General features: G+C 69.8%; 6 protein-coding genes. 3 read left to right on the forward strand and 3 right to left on the reverse strand.

Annotated features, from left to right (window positions below; translation table 11 throughout):
• The 3 genes from VXC91_RS41315 to VXC91_RS41325 form a co-directional block, all read right to left on the reverse strand.
• The coding region (locus VXC91_RS41315) for an FAD-dependent oxidoreductase (protein WP_329512506.1) at window positions 1-305 on the reverse strand (305 nt) is incomplete at its 3' end.
• Window positions 298-1629 carry an MFS transporter gene (locus tag VXC91_RS41320; RefSeq protein ID WP_329512507.1) on the reverse strand — a complete coding sequence of 444 codons (1332 nt, stop codon included), beginning with the start codon at window positions 1627-1629 and terminating at the stop codon, window positions 298-300. The genes VXC91_RS41320 and VXC91_RS41315, both read right to left, overlap by 8 nt.
• A gap of 69 nt (window positions 1630-1698) precedes the next feature.
• The gene (locus VXC91_RS41325) at window positions 1699-2256 is read right to left on the reverse strand and encodes a helix-turn-helix domain-containing protein (RefSeq protein WP_329512508.1); all 558 of its coding nucleotides are present in this window, start codon (window positions 2254-2256) and stop codon (window positions 1699-1701) included.
• A 302-nt stretch (window positions 2257-2558) separates the two neighbouring features.
• Between VXC91_RS41325 and VXC91_RS41330 the strand changes: the two genes are divergently transcribed.
• The 3 genes from VXC91_RS41330 to VXC91_RS41340 all read left to right on the forward strand — a co-directional run bounded on the left by VXC91_RS41330 (window position 2559) and on the right by VXC91_RS41340 (window position 5877).
• On the forward strand, window positions 2559-3992 hold the full coding sequence (locus tag VXC91_RS41330) for an aldehyde dehydrogenase family protein (RefSeq protein ID WP_329512509.1): 1434 nt from the start codon (window positions 2559-2561) through the stop codon (window positions 3990-3992).
• 209 nt (window positions 3993-4201) lie between these two features.
• Window positions 4202-5104 carry a dihydrodipicolinate synthase family protein gene (locus VXC91_RS41335; protein ID WP_329512510.1) on the forward strand — a complete coding sequence of 301 codons (903 nt, stop codon included), beginning with the start codon at window positions 4202-4204 and terminating at the stop codon, window positions 5102-5104.
• A complete protein-coding gene (locus tag VXC91_RS41340; protein WP_329512511.1) occupies window positions 5104-5877 on the forward strand; it encodes an SDR family oxidoreductase in 774 nt (257 codons plus the stop codon). The genes VXC91_RS41335 and VXC91_RS41340 overlap by 1 nt, the downstream gene beginning before the upstream one ends.
• The last annotated feature ends 199 nt before the right edge of the window (window positions 5878-6076 follow it).

Below are 6076 nucleotides of genomic sequence, written 5' to 3' on the forward strand. Positions count from 1 at the left end.
AAACGATCCTCCTCGGGCGGCACGACAGCCAGCTCCATCTTGGTCATGCGCTCGACGTACTCCGACACGATGCCGGTGACAGTGATCTCCTGGCCGTTGATCATATCGTCCAGGACGAGCACCATGCCGCCCGAGGCCAGGCCGCCGAGGGCCGGATAGCGCTCCAGCAACGTGACGGAAGCTCCGCTGCGGGCGGCGGTCACGGCGGCGGACACACCGGCCGGGCCGCCGCCGACCACGACGACGTCGGACTGGGCCACGACCTCGCAGTCGAGCGAGCCGGGCGAAACGCGCAGATCACGCACCGAGGGACACTCCTTCAGCTTTCTTCGCCCACTGATAGAAGGCGATGCTCAGACCGGCCAGAACGGCCATGTAGACGGGGAACAGGTCGCTCAGTCCGTTGTCGGACAACCAGACCACCAGATAGGACGCGGTACCGCCGAACGCGGCCACCCCGACCCCGTAGCCGAGTCCGCAGCCCGCGGCGCGGACTCCCTTGGGCATCAACGACGTGCTCACCAGAACGTAGAGGGTCATGTTGACCAGCAGTACCGGCGCGCCCACCAGCAGTACGACCGTGAAGGTGGCGATGCTCTTGTGGGCGTAGAGCAGGACCAGGAAGACCGCCGGGATCATCAGGAACCGTCCGAAGAGGAACACCCGGGACAGCTTCCATCGGTCCGCGAGCGGGCCGACGATCAGCGAGCCGCCCATCATGATCAGCGCCAGCACGGTGGTGATACCGAAGACGGTCGTCGGGTCCTCGCCGAACTTGGCGCGCGCCAGGGTCGGCAGGCCCACGTTCCATCCGTAATTGAACGCCTGCGCGGCGCCGACCACGAAGATGATCGCCAGCAGGCTGCGCCACCGGGTGAACACCGAGCGCCAGACCTTCGAAGCGGAGCCGACGTAGTCAGGGTCGCTGTTGTGCAGGGTCTCCGGGAGGGAGCGGCGCAGCCACAGTACGACGAGGCCCATCGCGGCGCCGACCCAGAACGGGATGCGCCAGCCCCAGTCGGCCATTGTGCTGTTGCCGAGGACCGACCCCAACACGTAGTTGATCAGTGAGGCGAGCAGAATGCCGAAGTTGACGAAGAAGCTGATGATGCCGGCGGCCGTGCCCGAGCGTCCTTTCGGCATGACCTCCGCACCGTACGCCGTGGACAGCGGTGCTTCTACGCCGGTGGAAATTCCTTGCAGCAGGCGGCAGACGAGCAGGATCAGCGGTGCCGCCACACCTATGGTGCTGGCGTCGGGTATCACCCCGATGACCAAAGTCGTCAGTGCCATCATCGCCACTGACAGAAGCATCACCCTGCGGCGGCCTATGCGGTCGGCGACACCACCGAGCACAATTCCGCCGATTGGCCGCATCGCGAAACCGACGGCGAAGATCGACAAGGCGCTCAGTGTCGCGTCGACAGAGCTTTCGTTGCGGAAGAAGTGCGGGCCGATGGTGACCGCTAGTAGGCCGAAGATCTGCCAGTCGTACCACTCGAGGGTGTTGCCGAGACCCAGGCCAAGCATCGCGCGGCGCATCGCCGGAGGACGATCCGTGGATTCTCTGGCCGGTATTGCGTTGGTGAAATCAGCGGCGCCGGGCGCCCTTTCGGGAAGTGTGGACATGGCTACGCCTTCCGGACGGCCACGACTGCGGGGCCGTCGGACAGAGGGGAAGGGGGAGCGCCGCTTTGACTACCAGGTCGGCGGCGTGGAAACCCAGATGCAGTGCGCCGGCTCGTCGCCGGGGTTGACGTACCAGTGCGGAATCGTTGAGGAATAGCGGATGGAGTCGCCCGCTTCGAGATGGTGACGCACGCCGTCGATGAACACGTCGAGACTGCCCGAGATGACGATCCCGAACTCTTCTCCGTTGTGGGTGAACGGCGTCTTACTGGTGTCGTGGCCGGGTTGCGAAGTCACCCAGGTCGCTTCGAGAGCGCCGGACAGGTCGGGCGTGAGCAGTTCGTAGGTGGCCGCGGCGGTCGCCAGGCCGTGCCCGCCCACCCGACGGCGTTCCGTCTTGCGGACGATTGGCGACTTGTTGTCCTCGATGCGCAGCAGGAGCCGGCCCACGGGAACGTCCAGGGCGTGCGCCAGCTGAACCAGGGTTGCGAAAGCAGGGTTGCCGATTCCGCGCTCGAGCTGGCTGATCACACCCGCCGAAAGACCGCTGGCTTCAGCAAGCTGCTCCAGTGTCAGCGTGCGTTCCCGGCGTATGGACCGCACCGTCTCACCGATGGCGGCAACCATGGGGGCGATCGTTGGACCGTCGCTCGACCGAGGCTTCGCTGCTTCACTCATGGGCACAACCTAGTGAGGATTTTCATTCTGTCAACGGTTTGTTGCGACGTCGCTAGGGAGCCTGTCCCGTGAGCAACCCGTCCTTGGTCAGCGCGGACGCCACCGCGGACGAGCTTGAAGCCATGCTTTCGGCGGCGTAGGAGGCCGCCTCCGCACTGCGTGACTCCGCTGGCCTTGACTCATGGGCACAACCTAGTGAAGATTTTCATTCTGTCAACGGTTTGTTGCGACGTCGCTAGGGAGCCTGTCCCGTGAACAACCCGTCCTTGGTCAGCGCGGATACCACCGCGGACGAGCTTGAAGCCATACTTTCCACGGCGCAGGAGGCCGCCCGCGCACTGCGTGACTCCGCTGGCGGTGAACGGGCGTCTTGGTTGCGTGCGGTCGGTGCGGCGATCGATGAGGAAAGGGCGGAACTGCTCGACCTGGCGGTGGCGGAGTCCCACCTCGATCGGACCGCGCTGGACGGCGAGGTGAAGCGCACGGTCTTCCAGCTGGAGCACCTGGCGCAGGCAGCCGAGTCCGGCGAGCTGCTTCGGGTGCTGGCCGAACCCGCCGATGCGGACTACCCCGTCGCGGCCCGTCCCGATCTCGTCCAGGCGATGATGCCGCTCGGCCCCGTGCTGGTCTTCACCGCCAGCAACTTCCCCTTCGCGTTCAGCGTAGCGGGCAACGACTTCGCCTCGGCCGTGGCCGCGGGCTGCCCGGTGGTGGTGAAAGCCAACCCGGGGCACCCCGCACTCAGCGCCCTGACGGCGGAGATCGTCGCCACCGCCCTGGCGAAGGCCGGCGCCCCGAAGGGCACCTTCGCCCACATCCAGGGAGTGGAGCCGGGAGTGGCCGCGCTGCGCGACACCCGGATCAAGGCGTGCGGGTTCACCGGCTCGCTCGCCGGCGGCCGTGCGCTGTTCGACATCGCGGTGGGCCGTCCGGACCCGATCCCGTTCTACGGTGAACTCGGTTCCCTCAACCCGGTGTTCGTCACCCCCGCGGCCGCCGCTGCACGGGCCGAGGAGATCGCCGCCGGATTCGTCGCCAGCGTCTCTTTCCGCGGTGGGCAGCTGTGCACCAAGCCGGGCGTGCTGATCGCACCGGAGAACTCCGGCATCCTCGACGCCGCGGCCACCGCCCTCGCCGGTCTCGAACCGGTGACACTCCTGACCGACCGCATCACCGGCGCCTACACCGAAGGCACCAAGTCCCTTTCCGGCCTGCCAGGCGCACGTGTGGTGGCAGGCTCGGGGGGCACCTCGCCCACACTCGTCTCGATACCCCCCGCGAGTGTGCTGGCCACCGTGGGCGGCGGCATCGAGGAGTGCTTCGGGCCGGCTGCCGTCGTGATCGAGTACCGGGACACGGCCGAGATCGGTGCGATCGCCCGCTCGCTCGGCCCGAGCCTCACCGCGACGATTCACGGTGAGTCGGCCGACGCCGTCGCCGCGTCCCTCGTCGACCAGCTCAGCTCCCTGGCCGGCCGGGTCATCTGGAACGGCTGGCCGACCGGCGTGAGCGTGACCCGCGCCCTGCACCACGGCGGCCCCTTCCCCGCCACGACCTCGCCAACCTACGGCTCGATCGGCGTGGGTTCAGCCCAGCGCTGGCTGCGCCCGGTCACGTACCAGAACTGGCCGGTGGAGCTGCTGCCCCGGGAGGTTCGGGCACGGGTCCTTCCGGCCGCGGAGTGAGGAAGGCCGCGATCCGTGCTCGTGGCCAGGGCCGCCACCGCCCTGACGCAGCCGGCGGCCGACGACCTGCGCGGGCGGATCACCACACCGACGGGCATTCCACGCCGCCCCGGGGGACCGCGCGCGGCTGCCGCCCGTCCGCCGATCCACCGCGGGCTCCGGCGGCAGCCGTTGACAGCGCACGAGTAGTGAGGAACTGAGGAACAGGAATGTCATCGACCACCCTGAAACCCGGAGTCTGGGGCGTTCTCACGACCCCCTTCACCAGGCCCGCCCTCGACATCGACGCGACCAGCCTGGCCGGTGTCGTCGAGGCGTACGAGCGTGCGGGAGCCGCCGGCTTCACCGTACTCGGCGTCTTCGGTGAGGCCGCACAGCTCGACACCGGTGAACGGCGCGCGGTCCTTGAGACCGTCGCCGGCAGCAGCTCGCTCCCGCTCGTGGTGGGAGCGACCTCGCTCGGCACCGCGACCGTGGCCGAGGAGACCCGGCTGGCGCAGCAGGTGCTCGGCGACCGGATGGCCGCCGTGATGGTCCAGGTCAACTCGCCGGACCCGGCGGTGCTCACCGAACACCTGCGCGCGGTCCACCGGCGGACCGGTGCCAGCATCGTCGTCCAAGACTACCCCGTGGTCAGCGGGGTGCGCATCGCGGTCTCCGCACTCGCCAGGGCACTGCGGGACCTGCCGTTCGTCGCCGCCGTCAAGGCCGAGGCCCCGCCGACCCCGGGCGCCGTCGCGGTCCTCACCGAAGAGTTGGACGTCCCGGTCTTCGGCGGGCTCGGCGGCATCGGACTGCTGGACGAACTGGCCTGCGGCGCCGCCGGCGCGATGACGGGCTTCTCCTACCCCGAAGGTCTGATCGCCTGCGTGGAGGCGTGGCAGACCGGCGGGTACGAGCAGGCCAGGCAGGCGTGGCTGCCGTACCTGCCACTGGTCAACTTCGAACAGCAGGCCGGGATCGCGCTCGCCATCCGCAAGGAATGCCTGCGCCGGCGCGGGCTGTTTCAGGACTCCGCCGTACGGCCGCCCGCCCCGGCCATGCCGGACGCCCTGGCCGAGCAACTCCAACGCCACCTGGACGCCGTGGCGCGGACGACGGGGACGCGCTGATGAACCTCGGACTCAAGGGACGCACCGCTCTGGTCTGCGCCTCCACCCAGGGACTGGGCGAGGCCACCGCACGGGCGCTCGCCGCGGAGGGCGCGAGCGTCGTCGTCTGCGGGCGCTCCGGCGACCGCGCGCGGGAGATCGCCGGCGAACTGCCGGGCGCGATCGGGATCGCCGCCGACCTGCTCGCCGCCGACGGCCCCGAACGGCTGGTAGCCGCCGCCACCGAGGCACTCGGCGCGATCGACGTCCTGGTCCTCAACGGGCCGGGCCCGCGGCCCGGAGCCGCGGCCGACGTCACCGCGCAGGACGTCACCGAGGCGGTCGACGCGCTGGTCCGACCGCAGCAGCGGCTGGTCGCCCTCACTCTGCCCGGGATGCGCGAACGCGGCTGGGGCCGCGTGCTCGCCATCGGCTCCAGCGGCGTCGCCGCCCCGTTGCCGCAACTGGCCTCGTCCAACCTCGGACGGGCCGCGCTCGCGGCGTACCTCAAGACACTCGCGGCAGAGGTGGCCGCGGACGGAGTCACCGTCAACCTGCTGCTGCCCGGCAGGATCGGCACCCAGCGGGTGGCCCGCCTGGACGCGGCGGCCGCCGAGCGGACCGGCCGCTCACCAGCCGAGGTCGCGGCCGAGTCCCGCCGCACCATCCCTGCCGGCCGCTACGGACGGCCGGAGGAGTTCGCCGCCGCCGCCGCGTTCCTGTGCGGCGCCCCCGCCTCGTACGTCACCGGTGTCGCCCTGCGTTGCGACGGCGGCCTGATCCGCAGCCTGTGACCGACCCGCCGGCGGTCCGCCCCCGGGCCGGCGACACCCCTACCACCACCGCCGCGTGCGACCTCGCCGGCCGCCCGTGCCAAACCCTGGAACGAGCAACGCCCGCGAGCGCCGCCGGAAACGGAGGACACACCAATTGAATCCTCCCCCAGCTGAAGCAGGGGGATTCCTGGCCCACGTTGGCTGCGGGTCAGCGACC

Origin of the sequence: Streptomyces chiangmaiensis, assembly GCF_036281785.1 — a bacterium.
Taxonomy (GTDB): Bacteria; Actinomycetota; Actinomycetes; order Streptomycetales; family Streptomycetaceae; genus Streptomyces; species Streptomyces chiangmaiensis.